Annotated in this window: 14 protein-coding genes; 2 read left to right on the top strand and 12 right to left on the bottom strand. The window is 62.4% G+C overall.

Translation table 11 applies throughout. From position 1 onward, the window contains the following. Positions 1-121: 121 nt before the first annotated feature. Positions 122-1,150 (top strand): histidine kinase dimerization/phospho-acceptor domain-containing protein, encoded by a 1,029-nt coding sequence (locus C6Y62_RS08495; protein WP_173953594.1) that lies wholly within the window; start codon positions 122-124, stop codon positions 1,148-1,150. Between the two features lie 163 nt (positions 1,151-1,313). Here C6Y62_RS08495 and C6Y62_RS08490 read toward each other — a convergent pair whose 3' ends face one another. The 7 genes from C6Y62_RS08490 to C6Y62_RS08460 form a co-directional block, all read right to left on the bottom strand. Then, positions 1,314-1,781, bottom strand: a complete 468-nt coding sequence (locus C6Y62_RS08490; protein WP_068461680.1) for a periplasmic heavy metal sensor — start codon at positions 1,779-1,781, stop codon at positions 1,314-1,316. Beyond that, positions 1,778-2,362: a hypothetical protein gene (locus C6Y62_RS08485; RefSeq protein WP_157066692.1), complete on the bottom strand. Its 585-nt coding sequence runs from the start codon at positions 2,360-2,362 to the stop codon at positions 1,778-1,780. The genes C6Y62_RS08490 and C6Y62_RS08485 overlap by 4 nt, the downstream gene beginning before the upstream one ends. Positions 2,363-2,426: 64 nt before the next feature. Further along, entirely contained in the window at positions 2,427-3,002 is a 576-nt protein-coding gene (locus C6Y62_RS08480; RefSeq protein WP_173953593.1) for a sigma-70 family RNA polymerase sigma factor, read from the bottom strand. Between the two features lie 305 nt (positions 3,003-3,307). Beyond that, a complete protein-coding gene (locus C6Y62_RS08475) occupies positions 3,308-6,268 on the bottom strand; it encodes a bifunctional [glutamine synthetase] adenylyltransferase/[glutamine synthetase]-adenylyl-L-tyrosine phosphorylase (RefSeq protein WP_173953592.1) in 2,961 nt (986 codons plus the stop codon). A gap of 48 nt (positions 6,269-6,316) precedes the next feature. After that, a complete protein-coding gene (locus C6Y62_RS08470; RefSeq protein WP_210258032.1) occupies positions 6,317-7,708 on the bottom strand; it encodes a HAMP domain-containing sensor histidine kinase in 1,392 nt (463 codons plus the stop codon). Then, entirely contained in the window at positions 7,695-8,375 is a 681-nt protein-coding gene (locus C6Y62_RS08465; protein WP_068461670.1) for a response regulator transcription factor, read from the bottom strand. Before C6Y62_RS08465 ends, C6Y62_RS08470 begins: the two co-directional genes overlap by 14 nt. A 144-nt stretch (positions 8,376-8,519) precedes the next feature. Then, entirely contained in the window at positions 8,520-10,061 is a 1,542-nt protein-coding gene (locus C6Y62_RS08460; RefSeq protein ID WP_173953590.1) for a Do family serine endopeptidase, read from the bottom strand. Positions 10,062-10,205: 144 nt separating this feature from the next. Between C6Y62_RS08460 and C6Y62_RS08455 the strand changes: the two genes are divergently transcribed. After that, positions 10,206-11,360 (top strand): peptidoglycan-binding protein, encoded by a 1,155-nt coding sequence (locus C6Y62_RS08455; RefSeq protein WP_173953589.1) that lies wholly within the window; start codon positions 10,206-10,208, stop codon positions 11,358-11,360. Positions 11,361-11,487: 127 nt separating this feature from the next. Here the strand turns inward: C6Y62_RS08455 and C6Y62_RS08450 are convergent, their stop codons facing one another. From C6Y62_RS08450 to C6Y62_RS08430, 5 genes are all read right to left on the bottom strand, one after another. Continuing rightward, positions 11,488-12,048, bottom strand: a complete 561-nt coding sequence (locus C6Y62_RS08450; protein ID WP_173953990.1) for a cytochrome c-type biogenesis protein — start codon at positions 12,046-12,048, stop codon at positions 11,488-11,490. 26 nt (positions 12,049-12,074) lie between these two features. Then, positions 12,075-14,060 carry a heme lyase CcmF/NrfE family subunit gene (locus C6Y62_RS08445; RefSeq protein ID WP_173953588.1) on the bottom strand — a complete coding sequence of 662 codons (1,986 nt, stop codon included), beginning with the start codon at positions 14,058-14,060 and terminating at the stop codon, positions 12,075-12,077. Positions 14,061-14,105: 45 nt separating this feature from the next. Continuing rightward, a complete protein-coding gene (gene ccmE / locus C6Y62_RS08440; RefSeq protein WP_068461661.1) occupies positions 14,106-14,570 on the bottom strand; it encodes a cytochrome c maturation protein CcmE in 465 nt (154 codons plus the stop codon). A gap of 22 nt (positions 14,571-14,592) precedes the next feature. Further along, complete coding sequence (gene ccmI, locus C6Y62_RS08435) at positions 14,593-15,783, bottom strand: c-type cytochrome biogenesis protein CcmI (RefSeq protein WP_173953587.1); 1,191 nt, start codon at positions 15,781-15,783, stop codon at positions 14,593-14,595. 280 nt (positions 15,784-16,063) lie between these two features. Beyond that, complete coding sequence (locus C6Y62_RS08430) at positions 16,064-16,573, bottom strand: RT0821/Lpp0805 family surface protein (RefSeq protein WP_083509624.1); 510 nt, start codon at positions 16,571-16,573, stop codon at positions 16,064-16,066. Positions 16,574-16,595 lie beyond the last annotated feature (22 nt).

The following is a 16,595-nucleotide window of genomic DNA, read 5'->3' as shown; positions in this document are numbered from 1 at the left end:
GTCGGCGGACCTGCGCGCGCGCCCAACTTTTGGGACCACCGCCGCAACGGCAGTCAGGCAGGCCGGACAGTTCGCCGCCCAAGCCACCCGGGTTGTACACGGCAGTCGTCAGACGCAAACCGTGACAGCCCTGACTGTGCTGAGCATCGGTGCGCTGACGCCAGTGCTTCCCGTCGCAGTCACCGCCAGTGCGCTATTGCTGTCGGGCAGCATCCTCGTAGCGCTCGGGGCTGGCGCCAACCTTGCGTCTGCTACCCAGTCATCCAAAAAAACATCGTCATCGGACGATCAGCCGAACCGCACAAATGGGTATGGCGCCGACGCATCGCAGGGCAACTCGGCCCCGGTGTCAAACTACATGCAAGCCCGGCAGCGCCATGCGGGCAAGCCACCGCACAGCGGGCGTTCCAAACCTGAAAATCACAAAGCATCGGCGATTGACCCAAATCATGATTGGGCCGACCTGATGGCCCGGATCAATCACGAGCTGCGCACACCGCTGAACGCCGTGATTGGCTTCTCCGAAGTTATGTCACTGGAGATGTTCGGCCCTATCGGCAACGAACGCTATCAAGACTACCTGCGCCACATCAACGACAGCGCAGGCGAGCTTTTGAAGTCGGCCGAAGATACGCTGGCGCTGACCGCGCTGCTGACCAACCACCGCGACGCCGTTGTTCGCGAAGTCTGCACGCTCCATCAGGCCGTCGTCGAGGCGTGGGCCTTTGTCGAGCGCAAGGCAACGGTCCGGAACATCCGCATCGAGTACGCTATCGGCGCTGAAATCGAGGTGCTCAACGAGCCCCGTGCGCTGCGGCAGATTTTCGTCAATCTGCTTTCAGAAGCGATTGCCCGCACGGAGGATGACCACACCATCTCACTGGTTGCCATCCCCGATGGCGAGTTGATCGAGGTTGTCGCGACGGTACGCCAGGAGCGCACTGAAATCGCCGCGCGCAACGGTAGCCTGGCCATCACGCTGGCGCGCACTCTGCTGGAAATGCAAGGCACGTCATTGCTGGAAATCAAACCGGCAACCGGCGGCTGGACCGCCGTCACCGTGCTGGACCGCGCTGCGCAGGAAGATCTGTTTGCGTCACGACGTGCAACTGTCGCCGATAACGGTCACCAAGCGCGGCGCTACGCCTGAGCTACGCCTGAAATTTTAAACGCCTCGCTTCTCGCACAACGCACTGCGCTAACCCACGCGCGTCCACGCAAATCGACACCGCTGAAATAACAAGGGCCGCACCGACACTTCGGTACGACCCAATCTGGTCCGCTACGGCGCCCACATTGTCTCCGCGGGCAAATCAAGGCTCAGGCGGCTTGGGCATCGGGCGATGCTTCTCCAGCCAATCGTGCAGTTGCCGCCGCTCTTCCGGCGTCAGATGCTGCACAGTCGCGTTGAACATCGATACCCGATCACGCGCAATTTCAGTTTCCGCATTGACGATACCGTTCAACGCTTCATCCAGCTGGGCTTGATCGAACGGCTCGGCAATCAGCGCCGCGCGAACTTTGGCACGCGCATCCCGGATCAGATTGCGCAGGTTTTTACGTGTTTCCTTGCCGTCATCAAACTTCTGCAGAATAGGGCCACCGCGCTCACCGGGCAGCGAGCGCGCAAATCCGAGCAGTCCACCCTTCGGCGGGCCCATGTGCTTGCCATGACCGAAGTGCGAGAGGCAGATTGCGCCCGTTATCACGCCGATGACCAGCACGTTGAGTGCAAGCGAGGCGACCAGCAGCCAACGGAGCGCGCGCGGTGAAAGGCTCATAGCATGTCCTCGTATTGGCTATCGACTTCCGAGCTCAGCGCAAGCTGGGAAATATCGTAAGTCGATGCAGTGTCAGTGCGGGATTCTTCCAGTCCTGCAACCTGCGCCATCTGGGTCATCGTGCCGGTGAAGGCACCGCCCCATCCAAGCATGACCCCTAAAACTAGCGAAGCCGCCAGCACCGCAGCGGCCGGCCATTCACCGAAGCTGCCAACAGCACTGTTCCGCGCCGCGCGCCGCTCACGCACAGCCGAAAGACTGGTGACGGACGCGCCGCCGCCAACATGCGGCTGGCCATCACCAACCACCCCGGCCTGCGAGCCACGCTCGGCCAATGCTGCCGCCATGATGCGGCCCTTTAAGGCTTCAAGAGTTGCATCCCCCGCTGGGGTTGCCTGATCCAGAAGACGGTCAAGCGCCCGGGCTTGCGCCAGCATCTTCGCAGCCTGGTCATCGTCACTGATGATGCTTGCGAACCGCAACCGCTCACGGGCAGGCCAACGCGTCCGGTCGGCGCCGTAAATATCAAGAAGACGCTCCAGCGCCTCTCTATCCACTGCCTGCTTGTTGTTCTTCGACATCGCCTGCGTTCCCGTCTCTGCGTCGTCTTCGATCAAAACACAAAATTATCGCTGATCCGTTCGCTCACTCGGGCAAGCTCTCGGACAACAGCTCTTGCAACTCCTCACGCAGAGCAGCTTTCAGACTTCGGCGGGCACGGGCCAGAAGCGATTCAACCGCCTCATCAGAAATGCCCATAATTCTGCCCACTTCAATCTGGCTGAGCCCTTCGTAGTGAAACAGCGTCAGCGCCGTACGCTGGCGATCCGGCAGCGCCTTCAGCGCGGCATCGATACGGCTGCTGGCCTGCTGAGCCTCCAGATAGGCCTGCTGCGTCGCGGGCTCCGCCTGCTCCGGCAGTTCATCAACCACCGTCAGCCGCTTGCCTGACCGCAACCGATCCACGCAAAGGTTGGAGACCACCCGACGCAACCATGGGCGAACACCGGTTGCTCCAACATCCAAACCGTCGGCCGAGCGCCACAGCCGCAGCATTGCTTCCTGCGCCACATCCTCAGCCTCCGCATCGTCGCGCAGCATCCGGCGCGCAACCGCCAGCACACCGCTCAAATGGCGATCCATGAGCGCGCGGAACGCCCTGGCGTCGCCGCCAGCCGCTGCCGTTACCAGCGCAGCTTCCTCACCTGCCACAGCCCCCATTGGCCGTTCTCCCTGGCCATCCGGCCTCAAACCTGCCGGTCCCAGTTCATCTGCCACTGCCAATCTCGACAACATGGCTACCAAAGTCCGCTCCAGTTTAACGCCGGATGGGTCGTTTCTACGACCTCGCGGTGGCCCCTGTGGCCTACCGCTCCCATTCACCGTGTTAAACGGGCCTCAACGGGAATTCCGTCGCGGCCGAGCCATTTCCAAACTGGCTCAAACCGTATCCTCCGTTAGGAATGTCTAAAGGAGAGCCTTCAAACCGGGCAACCAAGCACAAAGCACTGTTATTTATGTGTTTTTCATGGGCGATGCTGCACCAGCTCATCAAATAACTCGGCGACCCGCACCTGATTTTCCCGCAACCGGAACTCCAGTTCCTCGAAAGTCGGCGCTTCACCCGCCACCGCCAATAGCTTTTTCAGCCCCCGTGGCGCCGTCGCCGGGTCGAACTGGCCATCGAGGCAAAGGCGCAGGATCTGGGTCAGGTCGTGTAGCAGCCGCGTCGCCGGGATCAGAACGTCAGCATGTTCGGCGCGGAGCAGTCCAGCATCCCGCAGCTTGCGATAGGCGCCGATCGTGTTCTGATCCAGAACTTCCGGGTGCTCGGCGGCATGCACAAGTTGCAAATACTGGGCGATGAACTCGACATCAACGAGCCCGCCGCGAACCTGCTTCAGCTCCCAGATGTCGCTCGAACCTTTTTCCTTGAATATGCGTTCGCGCATCTCGCGCACGTCGGACGTGATTTTTTCGACGTCATGCGGCCAGACCAGTGAAGCCTGCACCGCCTCCTCGACAGCCGCGCACAGGGCCGGCGGTCCGGCGACCGCGCGTCCACGCGTCATCGCCATGTGTTCCCAGGTCCAGGCCTCGTTGCGCTGATAGGCAACGAACGTCCGCAGTTGCGTCGCCACCGGCCCCTGCTGCCCGGACGGTCGCAACCGCATGTCGACCTCGTAGAGCGTGCCTTCTGCGGTTGCCGACGAAAGTGCGGTTATCAGCCGTTGTGTGAGGCGCGCGTAGTACTGGCCCGGCGCCAACGGGCGCTCACCATCGGACTGGATGCATTCGGGATCGAAATCATAGATAACGATGAGGTCGAGATCCGAGCCGGCCGTCATCTCGCGACCGCCCAGCTTGCCCATTGCCAGCACGGCCGCGCCGCCGCCTTCGACACGCCCATGCACGCGTACCAGCTCTCGATCGACCGCACGCTTCAGCGCTGCAATCATGCGCTCGGCCAGCAACGCATAGGCGCCGCCCGCCTGATTAGCCTTGATGGCACCGGATAGCACACGCACGCCGATGAGGAACTGCTGCTCATTGCCGATCACGCGGGCGCGATCCAGCACATGCTGCATGTCATGTTCGCCGCTTCCCAATTCAGCAGCGATGAGACGGTCCAGTTCATCAGACGATGGCAGCGCGCCGAGCGTGCCAGGGTCCAGCACCGCATCGAGCAGACGCGGACGCCGCGATAGGATACCGGCCAGACGCGGCGCCGTGCCCATGATGTCCGCCAGCAGACGCAGCAACGCGGGGTTGGCACGCAGCAACGAGAACAGCTGCACTCCGGCCGGCAGAGCGGCAAGGAAGCGATCGAAGCTCATCAGCGCACGATCGGGATCAACGGTATCCGCCAGAGCTTCAACCAACAGCGGTTGCACCTCCGTCAGCCGTTCGCGTGCACGCGCCGAACGCACGGCGGCGTGTCGGCCATGGTGCCATCCGCGAATGGTGGCGAGCACGTCAGATGGCTGCGAGAAGCCCATTGCCTTCAACGCAACCACCGTGCCCGGATCATCGTTCTCGCCGGCAAACACCATATTGACCGCGCCCGGTGTCAGTTGCGGCGCGTCCTCAAACAAAGCCGCGTAGTGCCTTTGCACGGTCTCAAGGCGCTGGATCAGCGCTTTCGAAAACGCTGCCGTGTCGGTATAGCCGCTAAACTGCGCAAATCGCTCCAGCCGCTGCGGATCGTCGGGAATTTCGTGCGTCTGCTCATCGGCCACCATCTGCAGGCGGTGTTCGATGCCGCGCAGAAACTCGTAGGCTTCCGTCAGTTCCGCAGCGACCTCCGCCTTGATCCAGCCGCGCTCCACAAGGCGCTGCATCGCATCCAACGTTCGGCGCGTACGCAGATCCGGCTGCCGCCCGCCCGCGATCAACTGCTGCGTCTGCACGAAGAATTCGATCTCGCGAATGCCGCCACGCCCCAGCTTCACGTTGTGTCCGGCAACGGCAATCTGGCCGAACCCGCGATGGGCAAAGATCTGCCGTTTCATCGCGTGCACGTCGGCGATGGCGGCATAATCGAGATACTTGCGCCACACGAACGGCGCCAGTTCCTGCAACACCGCTTCGCCCGCTTGTATGTCAGCCGCGCAGGCACGCGCCTTGATAAGCGCTGCCCGCTCCCAGTTCTGGCCGAAGCTTTCATAGTAGATCAGCGCCGCGCCGGTTGAGAGCGCGAGCTGAGTGGCACCGGCATCGGGCCGCAAACGCAGATCGGTGCGGAACACATAGCCATCGCCAGTGCGCTCCGACATGAGCTGCACCAGATCACGCGTCAAACGCACGAAGAAGCCCGGCGCTTCAACGCCCGGCGCCAGATGCGCGCGATCGGGATCGTAAAAAACGATCAGATCAATATCGCTGGAATAGTTGAGCTCGCCAGCACCATACTTGCCCATGGCCAACACGATGTAGCCGTCCGGCGAAATGCTGCCATCAGCGTTCGGCTGCCACTGGCCGCGCTTTGCCGCCTCACGGAACAACCACGAAATGGCACCGGCAAGCGTTGCGTCCGCGCATCGGGTCAGCGCGCTGGTAACTTCGGTGACATTCCAGACGCCGCCAAGATCTGCGAGCGCCGTCAGCAGCGCAACCTCGTTCTTGTAAACGCGCAGCGCTTTGAGAACCGCAGCGCGATCGCCAGCAGCGTCCGTCGCCGCCTGCAATTCTGCCCCCAACTCCGCCATGCGCTGCTCCGGCACGGTCGAAAGCAGGCGCACCAGACGCGCCGGATCGCGATCGATGAGCGCGGTCAGATAGGGTGAGCCTGCAAATATCCCGGCCAGCAACGCTTCAGCGCCCGAAGTACGCAACGCTTCCTGCAACGACGGCAGCACGCCTGCCTGCTCCGCATGCTGCTTCAGCACCGCCATCGCGTCGGTGGCGCGCGTTTCATCGCCTGCAACCGGTGCCACTTGGAGGCGCGCCATCAGCGGAGCATGGTCTGGTGTCTGCTGGTCGGCCATCTAACCTCACTAAACCCGGGATATTTCCTTCCCCCGTGTTTAGCGGTCCTAGGCGCGCTTCGGAAGCGTCAGAACAACACGCAGGCCCGGCTGATTGTCCTCAAGCCGCACCGATCCGCCATGCAGCCGCGCCACCGCCTGCACCAGGCTCAGACCCAAACCGGTGCCGGGCTCGGTACGGCTCTTCTCCAGCCGCACAAAGCGCTTCAGCACCCGCTCGCGGTCCTCCGGCGCAATGCCAGGCCCGTTGTCGGCCACGCAAATCTCAACCGCCTCGGGAAGATCATTGAGCCCAATGTCGATCTGTGTGCCACCACCGACCGGACCGCCGGAATACTTGATGGCATTCTCGATCAGGTTCGCCACCGCCTGCACCACAAGCTGCCGGTTGCCGTGGATTTCTGGGTCGGCGGCAATCGCAACGCCAAGCCCCATCCCGCGCTCTTCAGCTACGGGCTCATACAGCTCCGCGACATCGCTCACGACATGCCCGACGGCAAAACGCTCGGCATTCTCGTCGAGCGCGCCCGCCTCAAGCTTCGCCACCAGCAGCAGGCTGTTGAAGGTCTTGATGAGTTCGTCGGCCTTCTCGATGGTGTGCTCCAGACCATCCCGATAGGCATCCTCTCCGCGCTCGCGCAATGCGGCTTCAGCGGAGTTGCGTAGCCGTGTCAGCGGAGTCTTCAGATCGTGGGCGATGTTATCTGAGACTTCGCGCAGACCATTCATCAGCGCTTCGATGCGCTCCAGCATCGCGTTGAGGTTTGTGGCCAGACCATCATATTCATCGCCCGTCCCGCTCACAGCTATGCGGCGGGACATATCACCGGCCATGATCGAGCGCGCTGCGGTGTTGATCGTTTCCACGCGCTTCAGCGCAATGCGACTGGCGGCAAAACCGGCCAGCAATCCGCCCAGCGTAAGAATGCCGAGCGCCAGAAAATACATCGTACCCATTTCACCGGCGAAGCGGCGCTGCTCATCGACATCGCGGCCGACGATCAGCTGCGCGCCAGCACCGATATCAACCGGAATGGCAACCGCGAGACGATCGCCACTGCCGTCTTCCGCATCAGCGGAATAGCGGAATACGCCACCGGTGGGATGCGCGGCGATCTCCGGCGGCAACCGGCTCAGGTTTCCAGCCAGCTTTCGGCCCGTGCGGTCAGCCAGAAAATAAAGCCCCGGACCACCCGCCCGGCTACGCGTCGCGACCGCGCGGACAATCGCATCGCGATCGCCGCTTTGTGCTTCGGCTTTCAGCAGGTCGGCTTCCGCACCCAGCGTCACCAGCACCTGCTCCGTCAGCACGCGGTTCGACTGCCACAGCAGCAGCCCGATAACGGTACCGGAGAAAACCAGGTAAACCGCCACCGTTATGGCGGCAACGCGGAACGCCGTTGTCGACAGGGCGCGGGAGATGCGGTCAGGCAGGGCCATCACGGATCGTGTATCCTGCCCCACGCACGGTATGCAGAAGAGGCTTTTCGAAGTTTTTGTCGATTTTCGCCCGCAGGCGCGAAACGTGCACGTCGATCACGTTGGTTTGTGGATCGAAGTGATAGTCCCATACGTGTTCCAGCAGCATGGTGCGCGTTACCACCTGCCCGGCATGCTTCATCAGATATTCCAGCAGGCGATATTCACGCGGCTGCAACTGGATCGCTTCGCCATCGCGCGTCACGCGATGCGACAGGCGGTCGAGCACCAGACCATCGACCACATAGCGCGTTTCCTGCTCCTCCGGCACGGCGCGGCGCGCCAGCGCTTCAACGCGCGCAAGCAGTTCGGAATAGGCATAGGGCTTGGTGAGATAATCGTCGCCGCCAGCGCGCAGGCCCTTGACGCGATCGTCAACCTCACCCAGCGCCGAAAGTATGAGAACCGGCGTGCGCACACCCCTGTTGCGCAGCTCCCTGATCATTGAAAGGCCGTCCAGGCGCGGCAGCATGCGATCGACGATCAGCACGTCATAGGCGCCCTGCTCGGCCAGCGACTGGCCGGTTTCGCCATCGCCAGCAAGGTCCGCCGCGTGGCCGCTTTCCTTCAGTGCCTTCTGCAGAAAATGGGCTGTTTCGCGATCATCTTCGACCACTAGCACGTGCATTTTCTCACCGCCCGTAATTGCTGGCCGCTGCTTTGATTCGTATTTTCCTTGAAGCGGCGCGATGGCGCCACCCTAAAACATTAAGGCGGCCCGCACGGGAGAAGGTGCAGACCGCCTTTGGCTTCAGCCGCCGTGGGTTACGGCTCAGCCCTTCTTGAGTGGGACAGCAACCAGGATCGTCTGATCGCCACCCTTCTTGATGTGGAACATCACTGCCGGCAGACCATCGTCCTGTGCCTTCTTCACTGCCTTGGCAACATCCTCCGGCGTCTTGACGGATTCGTTGGCAGCGCGGAGCACGATGTCGCCTTCCTTGATGCCCTTCAGTGCAGCGTCCGAGTTCGGATCGACTTCCGAGATAACAACTCCGCCATCCTTACCCTGGCCAGCCTTGATGCTGAGGCCAAGCTGCTTCAGGTCGATGTTGCCGCTCAGATCTTCCTGCTTCGGCGTTTCCGGCTCTTCTTCGGTGTCAGCGGCCGAGTTCGGGTAGGTGCCAAGCTTTACCTTCAGCACCTTCTCGCCCTTGTCGCGCCACACCTTGATGTCGACGGTTTCCTTTGCAGGCAGGTCAGCAATCGTACGGGCCAGATCGCGGCTGTCGTCGATTTCTTCGTTGTTGACCGACAGGATCGCGTCCTCAACCTTGAGACCAGCATCCGCAGCCGGACCATCCTTCATCACTTCGCTGATGATGGCGCCCTTCGCATCCTTCAGGCCAAGGCTACCGGCCAGATCCTTGTCGATGTTCTGGATCTTCACGCCCAGCCAGCCGCGGCTAACCTTGCCGCCCTTCTGGAGCTGTCCGATCACACGGCTGACAGTGTCGGAAGGCACAGCGAATGCGATACCGACGTTACCACCCGTGGGGCTGTAGATGGCGGTGTTCACACCAACCACTTCACCCTCCATGTTGAAGGTCGGGCCGCCCGAGTTACCGTGGTTCACGGCAGCGTCGATCTGCATGTAGTCGTACGGGCCGCCGATGTTACGGGCCTGCGCCGAAACGATACCGGCAGTCACCGTACCGCCAAGACCGAACGGATTGCCAACCGCAACAACCCATTCGCCAACGCGCGGGTTCTTTTCAGCCAGCTTCACCGCCGTCAACGGCTTCGTCGGCTCGATCTTCAGCAGCGCAATGTCGGTGCGCGGGTCGGTGCCAACGATCTTGGCATCCAACTCTTCCTGGTCGTCGAAGCTCACCTTTACTTTGGTTGCGCCATCAACAACGTGATTATTGGTTACGATGTAGCCATCCGGCGAGACAACGAAGCCAGAACCGGCTGCCTGGCGCGGACGCTGCTGCATCGGACCGCCCTGGCCACCCTGGCCACCGGGCATATTCTTGAAGAACTCGTTCAGCGGGTGATCGTCGGGAAGCCCCGGAATACCCTCGAACTTGTTGCCGCCGGGGCCGCCACTGCGGTCGGCAACCTTGACTTCGTTGGTGGTCGAAATCGAGACAACAGCAGGCTTAACGCGCTCGACGATGTCGGCGAACGACGGCTGCTGAGCGCCGGAGTTGAACTGGGCGACGGCCGGCGGCGCGTACTGGGCAAGGCCGAAGCCCACCAGTCCGGCACCGAGAACCGCAGCAGCGGCTGTCCGGCGCAAATCGCGTGCAAACGTTTTTGTTGGCCCGCTCTTTGCTACGGCTTCGGGCGAGCTGGGATGGGTTGGCATGCGGACGAACCTCCATTCTTGATGCGTGACATTCCTTCGTCAGCTCTAGACCTAGAGGAGCCGGGATTACGGCAGCCTTTCGATTGCCTTAACACTTCGTAATAAAGGGGGCGTTTACCCAGCCCCTCAGCCGAGGCATTGCGTATGAAGCGTTTTCCACTCGCCTCCGACCGGCGGCCTGCCCAGAACTTCCTGCCCGCCATGCTCACGCTGGCCATGTTGGCAGGATTGGCGCTGATGGGCCCGCAGGCGACAGCCTCGGTTTTTGGCCGCGACGATCGCGTTCCGTTGCCAAAGTCTATGCAGCATGTCGGCGATCGGCTGGGCCTGTTTTTCGATTCGACCTTCAACTCGGTTTGCACGGCCTTCTGTGTTGCACCGGACGTCATCGGCACCGCCGCGCATTGCCTCTACCGCACGGCCGGACAAAAGCCTCTGCAGCTCACCGATTTGTCGTTCCGCCTGCACGGAACAAGTCGGAAATACGCCATAGCCGGCGCCAAAAGCGGTGCTGCGGAAGCCAACGTGTTTGCCGGCTCGACGCGGCTCAATGTTCATCCACCCATCGACGCAACGCGCGACTGGGCCTTCGTGCGTCTGGAGCAGCCCGCCTGCAGCAAGGGCACATTCACCGTCACTTCCAAGCCGGTTGATGAGGTGATGAAGCTGTCGACATCGGGACGTGTTTTCAACACCGCGTTTCATCGTGACCTGCCGAAATGGCAGCCGATGCTCAACTCCGGCTGTCTGGTGCGGCGCTCGTTCGACGATGCGGACTGGAAAACAATCCGACGCGACTTCACCAACTCCGATCAGCTTCTGCTGCACACCTGCGATACCGGCGCAGCGTCTTCCGGTTCCCCGCTGTTGATGGAAGGCGCGAACGGGCCGGAGATCGTCGGCATCAATGTCGGCACCTACGTGCAGTCGAAAGTCATCATGCTCAACGGTGAAGTCCTGCATCGCTTCAAGGCTGACGACGTCGCCAACACGGGCGTCAATGCGCAATCGTTTGATAAATCGCTGACGGCGTTCATTGCCGCCGATACGGTCAGCAGCCACAAGGACATTTCCCGGTTGCAGGAACTTCTCGCTCAGCGGGGGCTCTACATGGGACCGCGCGACGGCGTCTATGGCCCGCAGCTCCGCACCGCGATCATGGCTTTCGAGCGCGCATCGCAGATGCCACCCACCGGCTTCGCTAGCTATTCACTGCTGGATGCGCTGGCGGGCGAGAGCGAAATCGTCACCGGAAAAATTCCCAGCGCACGCACCAGTTCGGGACAGGGCAAGCCTTAGAGTGCGTCCGCAAAAGTGGGAACCAGTTTTCCGACAAGGACCTTTCTGCGATTCAACGAAACGCTGAAAGGCTCAAGCGGCGAACGCTGCACCAACTATCTTTGCGCCTCACCGGTCTCGCGGATGCTTACTTCTGATCGGTCGATGTCGACGACGCGCCGCCTTGCTGCTTGAGCAGTTCTTGCAGCTTGCGTTCTTCATCCCGCGTCAGTGGCGTTTGCCGCGCCGGGGCTTCGTCGACCACAGCAATCTGATCCTGACGGCGGCGCCACGCCCGCGCCGTCGTCCACACCGCCAGCACCAGCGCCAGTATCGGCGCCAGCCACAGCAGCAGCGTGCTCAGGTTCAGCGGCGGACGCAGCAGCACAAACTCGCCATAGCGATCTTCGATGAACTGGAGCACCTGCGCGTCCGTCTCGCCCGTCTGCAGGCGTTCACGCACCAGCACGCGCAGATCACGCGCGAGTGGCGCGTTGCTGTCATCGATGGACTGGTTCTGACACACGAGACAGCGCAGCTCTGCCGAGATCGCGCGCGCGCGCGCTTCAAGCGCCGGATCGGCCAGAATTTCGTCCGGCTGTACCGCCATGGCAGAGGTTGCCAGCAGCAGTATGCCGGCAGAGGCCAGCACCGAGCGCCGCGCGCCAACCGCAAACCGGTTCGCCAATTTGCCGATGTGTTGCAGCATCATGCGTTGCGTCCCATGAACCTGCATCACTCGGCGGGCGCGGCAGCAGCAACCGCCCGTCGAGCCCTTCCGGGCGCACCGACACGCAGTCGCCGATCAGACAGCGAGACAGCACCGGCGATGAACATCACCACCGCGCCCAGCCAGATGAATCGCACCATCGGATTGAAATAGATCCGGATCGCGTGCCCGCCGGCCTGCTGCGTATCGCCCAGCACCACATAAAGATCGCCGCGCCAGCCTGCGTGGATACCGGCCTCGGTCGTCGGCTCCGGCGGCATATCGTAGACGCGTCGCGCAGGCTCCAGGTGGCTCACCAGAGTGCCGCCACGATAGGCGTCGAACATTGCCACTTCTTCGCGGTAGTTGGGGCCAGTCCGCGGCGCGACGCCCCGGAATGTGACCTCATAGCCGGCGATGGACGTTGTCTCGCCGGCCTTCATCACCAGGATCTTTTCCTGCCGGTAAGCGCTCGTCGCAACCACGCCGACAACCAGCATGCCGACGCCGAAGTGCGCCAGCGCCGTACCAAATGCGGACCGGGGCAGATTGACCAGCCGCCGCATCGCATCGCCGAACGGCACGTCACCGAGACGGATGCGCCAGACGATCTCCGAAATCGCGCCCAGCATCACGAACACGCCCAGCGCCACGCCGAACGGCGCCAGCCACGGCCCGCGCTGCATAACGGCCAGCGTTGCCGCCATCACCACAACGGCGATAAGCAGCGCAACCATCAGCCGTTGCGCTGCGCCCAGAATATCGCCGCGCTTCCACGCCAGCAGCGGCCCGAACGGCAACGCCATCAGCAGCGGCACCATCAGCGGCCCGAACGTCCAGTCGAAGTACGGCGCGCCGACGGAAATTTTTGCGCCGGTCAGCGATTCCAGCGCCAGCGGATACAGCGTGCCGATGAATACCGTTGCACACGCCGTGGTCAGCAGGATGTTGTTGAGGACGAGACTGCCTTCGCGGCTGATCGGCGCGAAAATACCGCCCTGGCGCAGATCGCTGGCGCGCAGCGCGAACATCGCCAGACCGCCGCCGGTGAACAGCGCCATGATCGCCAGCACGAACACGCCGCGCTGCGGATCAACCGCAAACGCATGCACCGACGTCAGGATGCCCGAGCGCACAAGGAACGTGCCCATCAGCGACAGCGAGAACGTCAGGATGGCCAGCAGCACCGTCCACACTTTCAGCGCGTCGCGCTTTTCCATCACCAGCGCCGAATGCAGCAGCGCGGTGCCCGCCAGCCAGGGCATGAACGACGCGTTTTCCACCGGGTCCCAGAACCACCAGCCGCCCCAGCCGAGTTCGTAATAGGCCCACCAGGAACCCATCGCGATACCGAGCGTCAGGAACATCCATGCCGCCAGCGTCCACGGTCGCACCCAGCGCGCCCAGGCAGCATCGATGCGCCCGTCGATCAGCGCCGCCACCGCAAATGAATACGCGATCGAGAAACCGACATAGCCCGCGTAAAGGAACGGCGGATGGAATGCGAGCGCCGGATCCTGCAGGATCGGATTGAGGCCGTTGCCGTCGGCGGGCGGCGGATCGAGGCGCAGGAACGGGTTCGACGTCAGCAGAATGAATAGCATGAACGCCACGGCGATTGACGCCTGCACGCTCAGCACATTGGCTTTCAGGCTCGCCGGCAGATTGCGGCCGAATGCAGCCACCGCCGCGCCGAACAGCGCCAGAATGAGCACCCACAAAAGCATCGAGCCTTCATGGTTTCCCCACACGCCGGAGATGCGATAGATCAGCGGCTTGGTCGAATGCGAATTCGCGACGACGTTGGCAACCGAGAAGTCCGACGAAACATACGCGATCGTCAGACAGAGAAACGCGAGCGAGAGCAGGCCGAGCTGACAAATCGCAGCGGGGTCAGCCACCGCCATCATGCGATCGTCGCCGACACGCGAGCCATAAAAGGGCACCAGCATCTGGAAGATGGCAACCAGCAGCGCCAGCACCAGCGCAAAGTGGCCAAGCTCAACGACCATTTCCTGCTCCCTTGTGCGCAACGAAGCGCTTCGTATGCCGCTTTGCTACGGCTTGACGTTTTCAGGGTGCTTGGCACCCTCACCCAGTTTGACGCCCTTGGCCTCCAGCGCCTTGGCAACTTCGGGCGGCATGTAATTTTCATCGTGCTTGGCCAAAACGGAGTCGGCGATGAATGTCCCCGCCTCGTCCATCTTGCCTTCCGTGATGACACCCTGCCCCTCACGGAACAGGTCCGGCAGCACACCTTCATAGACCACCGGCACGGTTTCAAGCGTATCCGTCACCGCAAAGTTCACCTTGGTGCCTTCGCCGCGCTTCACCGAGCCCGCCGCCACCAGGCCGCCGAGCCGGAAACGCTGACCGATCTCGATCGGCTTCTCCGCCAGATCGCTCGGCGTATGGAAAAATACGATCGCATCGCGCAACGCGAACAGCACCAGGCCAACGGCAACCATCAGCACCGCCACGCCGACACCAATCAGAACTCCGCGCCGCTGCTTCCGCGTCATGCCGTTTTCCCTGTCGCCTCTCTCATGAGCCAAGCTCCAGCGTCTGAGCCAGCTCATTCAGCTCCGTCAGCGCCTGCCGATCAGTCGCGAAGTTCGACCGCGCATCGGTCAATGCCGCCTGCGCGTCGTTGCGCTGACCCAGAACAACATAGGAGCGCACCAGCCGCTTCCAACCATCCAGATCGCTGCCATTTTCCTTCAGGCGCGCGGCCAGGCCTTGCACCATCTGCGCGATGCGCTGCGCACGCTGCGCCGGATCGAGCGCCGCGATTTCATTGGCATCGACGGTGGCGGAGGGCGCGGCACCGTCTGCCGGCCCCGCTGTTTCCCCTCCAGACGCCGCCCGCTCTGTCCGCGCTGCAGCTCCAGCCGCCCCCGCGCCGGCCTGTTGTTGAGCCGCCATCTGCTCAAGCCGTGTTGTCAGCACCGTTTTCCAGGGATCTTCAGCCGTCGCCAGCAAGCGACGGAATTCCGCCTCGGCGCCCTTCTTGTCGCCGTCCTGCTCGCGCCCGATCGCCAGCCAGACATCAGCTTCCATCGCCTTGGGATCAAGCTCTTTCAGGCGCTCATAGGCCTGGCGCACCGGCTCGCTGACGACGCCATTCTGCGCCATGATCAGAGCGCGCGCGTAACCTGCAACCCGCCCTGGCGAATCTCCCAACAGCTGGTTGGCGCGCTGAAACGCATCCACCGCCTGATTGAAACGCCCCAGCCGCAGATATACCGGCGCCAGCACATCCCAGCCGCGACCGTCTTCCGGATTGGCGCGCAGATGTTCTTCCACCCGCGCAACCAGATCGGACGCCGTCGCCTGCTCAACCGGCACGTCCATGCGAAAGCCGTAGGGACGCCCGGGAAGCTGAGGGGAACCGACGCCGAGATAGATCGCAATGCCGATCACCGGCAGCGCTGATCCGAGGTAAAGCACTGCCTTGCGTGCCGCGCTGGTTCTTGCGGCGCCATATCCGGCAAGCTTGTTGGCTTCTTCGGAACGACGGATCAATCGACGTGCAAGTTCGACACGCGCGCCTTCAGCTTCAGATTCGCCCAGCAGGCCCTGCGCCCGCTCGGTCTCGATCTCGGCAAGCTGATCGCGATAGACCGCAAGCTCGCTATCGGCTGCGGGATCGGCAGCGCTGCGTGCCAGCAATGGCCGGGTGACCGCCCAGACGACGGCCGCCGCCAACATCGCAAATAGAATCCACAGCACCATGCCGCCATCCAACCGCCACCGCGAGGCTGGAATAGGGCCCATGGCCGGAAGTTACAAGTGTCGCAAGGCGCGGCAATATTTCTGCCGCAGCGCAAGATAATATGACTATTTCAGTAGGGTTTTCAGGGAATACTACGCCATACAGCGGTTTTATGCGCGATCCTCATGCGCAACGTTGCGCCGGCCCCGAAACACAAGCGCGCGGGGACTTGATTAATCTCAAGTCGAACCCCGCACACATTTGCGTCATCTCAAGGTCAGCGCCAGTAAATCGCGGCTCTCAGCCGACCACGTTGCTCCACGTGCCGTCGCGATTGCGGCAGGCGGTGCCCCGCATATCCCGCGGACGCCCATCGATAAAGATCGTGTGCGTATAATCGCGGCAATCCAGTCCCTGACGCTTGTAAGGACGGCTCGGCACGATATCGCCATAGCGGCCGTTGTCTGGATTACGCCAGCGGCGGGGGCGGTCCGATTCGCCCTCTTCCAGCGCCGCCAATTCCGCCTGTCCGGCCAGATAACGGTCTTGCTCGTCCATTGAGCGGCCGATCTCGCTGCCGACGATGCCGCCAACCACGGCGCCAGCAACCGTCGCCAGAACATTGCCCGAGCCCTTGCCTACCTGATTGCCCAGAATACCGCCCGCCGCAGCACCAACGATCATGCCGGTATCGGCCTTGCTCGGGCCCTCCGGCCCACACGCCGTCAGCATAAGCGGCATCACCAGCGCTACAATCAGCGGCGCTTTGCGGACACCGTATGTCACGGCACCATCAGCGGCATTCGCCATTTTTATCGTCTCCCCAGCGTGC

The sequence above is a fragment of the Hyphomicrobium sulfonivorans genome, assembly GCF_013306565.1.
GTDB lineage: Bacteria > Pseudomonadota > Alphaproteobacteria > Rhizobiales > Hyphomicrobiaceae > Hyphomicrobium_A > Hyphomicrobium_A sulfonivorans.
Note: the sequence above shows the minus strand (reverse complement) of the source record. Positions and strands in the feature narration are given on the sequence as shown.

Bases quoted from the DNA above. Each gene is read 5' to 3' on its own strand.
- C6Y62_RS08430 (WP_083509624.1), bottom strand. From the start codon at position 16,573: ATGGCGAATGCCGCTGATGGTGCCGTGACATACGGTGTCCGCAAAGCG.
- C6Y62_RS08445 (WP_173953588.1), bottom strand. From the start codon at position 14,060: ATGGTCGTTGAGCTTGGCCACTTTGCGCTGGTGCTGGCGCTGCTGGTT.
- C6Y62_RS08490 (WP_068461680.1), bottom strand. From the start codon at position 1,781: ATGAGCCTTTCACCGCGCGCGCTCCGTTGGCTGCTGGTCGCCTCGCTT.
- C6Y62_RS08485 (WP_157066692.1), bottom strand. From the start codon at position 2,362: ATGTCGAAGAACAACAAGCAGGCAGTGGATAGAGAGGCGCTGGAGCGT.
- ccmE (WP_068461661.1), bottom strand. From the start codon at position 14,570: ATGACGCGGAAGCAGCGGCGCGGAGTTCTGATTGGTGTCGGCGTGGCG.
- C6Y62_RS08470 (WP_210258032.1), bottom strand. From the start codon at position 7,708: ATGGCCCTGCCTGACCGCATCTCCCGCGCCCTGTCGACAACGGCGTTC.
- ccmI (WP_173953587.1), bottom strand. From the start codon at position 15,783: ATGGTGCTGTGGATTCTATTTGCGATGTTGGCGGCGGCCGTCGTCTGG.
- C6Y62_RS08480 (WP_173953593.1), bottom strand. From the start codon at position 3,002: ATGGGGGCTGTGGCAGGTGAGGAAGCTGCGCTGGTAACGGCAGCGGCT.
- C6Y62_RS08460 (WP_173953590.1), bottom strand. From the start codon at position 10,061: ATGCCAACCCATCCCAGCTCGCCCGAAGCCGTAGCAAAGAGCGGGCCA.
- C6Y62_RS08465 (WP_068461670.1), bottom strand. From the start codon at position 8,375: ATGCACGTGCTAGTGGTCGAAGATGATCGCGAAACAGCCCATTTTCTG.
- C6Y62_RS08455 (WP_173953589.1), top strand. From the start codon at position 10,206: ATGAAGCGTTTTCCACTCGCCTCCGACCGGCGGCCTGCCCAGAACTTC.
- C6Y62_RS08450 (WP_173953990.1), bottom strand. From the start codon at position 12,048: ATGCTGCAACACATCGGCAAATTGGCGAACCGGTTTGCGGTTGGCGCG.
- C6Y62_RS08475 (WP_173953592.1), bottom strand. From the start codon at position 6,268: ATGGCCGACCAGCAGACACCAGACCATGCTCCGCTGATGGCGCGCCTC.